This window comes from Rhodococcus qingshengii JCM 15477 (assembly GCF_023221595.1).
Taxonomy (GTDB): Bacteria; Actinomycetota; Actinomycetes; order Mycobacteriales; family Mycobacteriaceae; genus Rhodococcus_F; species Rhodococcus_F qingshengii.
On the sequence record NZ_CP096563.1, the window covers coordinates 3,491,926 to 3,493,082 of the forward strand.

The 1,157-nt window shown below is 63.1% G+C and carries 1 protein-coding gene; it reads right to left on the reverse strand.

Annotated features, from left to right (window positions below):
* Positions 1 to 48: 48 nt before the first annotated feature.
* Entirely contained in the window at positions 49 to 1,071 is a 1,023-nt protein-coding gene (locus tag M0639_RS15990; RefSeq protein WP_003944025.1) for an alpha/beta hydrolase, read from the reverse strand.
* Between the last annotated feature and the right edge of the window lie 86 nt (positions 1,072 to 1,157).

Below are 1,157 nucleotides of genomic sequence, written 5' to 3' on the forward strand. Positions count from 1 at the left end.
TGTCCCGGAGTGAGAAACAACTCAGCCACCGACCCCAGGGTTCGCCGGCTAACGCGCACCGATCGACGCGGCAATCATCGACCACGAGTTGTGAAGATCGTCCTGCCAGTAACCCCAAGAGTGAGTGCCAGTTGCCCGGAAATCATAGGTGGCCGGGATGCCCAAGGAGTCGAGCCGCTCGGCCAAACGCTGGGTGCACTGGTTCGTCCCAGCCTCGATGACTCCACCCACGATCACCTGGTTCGCCAGAACGCCGAGGTCGCCGTTGACCATCGGTCCGCCCAGATTCTCGTGTGGGCCGGGCAGGCCCGATCCATTGCTGATGTAGAGGTCGACCCCCCGCAATCTCTCGGCGTTGACCACAGGATCGTTGGCTACCCAGCCCGGACCGCCGGGAGGACCCCACATGTTGTCCACGTTGCCGCCGCGGAATCCGACCACGAATCTCACGTAGTCCTGACCGGGTTGAGTACTCGTCTCGGCACACCCGCTGAAAGCACCGACGGCACGGTAAACCGATGGCGCCGCCTCGGCCAGGCTCAGAACCGAGGTACCTGCCATCGACAATCCGGCAACGGCATTCGTACCCGTAGTCCCGAGCGTGGCATCGACGATCGGTGGCAACTCCTGGGTGAGAAATGTGGTCCACTTGTTCAGTCCGAGAACAGGATCGGGCTTCTCCCAGTCGGTGTAGTAGCTGTAGGCACCGCCGATCGGGTTGACGACGTTGACGTTCTTGTCGCCGAAGAAGTCGACGACGTCTGTCCGTGTCTGCCACGTCGCCGTGTCCTCGCCTCCGCCGGCGCCATTGAGTAGATAGAGGGTCGGCCGGGGCGCACTTGTGTCTGCCGGCCGAATCACCTCGAGCGGAATCACCTTGTCCATCGCCGCCGAGTAGACGTACATAGTCAGCTGACGGGCGTTGATCTCCTCGACGTGATCGAGAGCTGAACCGCCTGAAGGGGATGTCGGGGCCGGGTCAGCCGAGGCCAACGCTGCTTCGCCGAACAGTCCCGTCCACGCGACGAGGGCGACGACAAGCATTGCCCGAGTACGTCCGATTCTTCTCATTGCCGCTCCTCGTGCTCGATTGCGGTGCCCGGCAACAGCTCGGTGGCGCTCGCTTCGCGGGCGTGCGGCTTGGTGGCTTGAAGTTG

Excerpts from the sequence above, each read along its gene's own strand:
- M0639_RS15990 (WP_003944025.1), bottom strand. The coding sequence starts at position 1,071 with ATGAGAAGAATCGGACGTACTCGGGCAATGCTTGTCGTCGCCCTCGTC.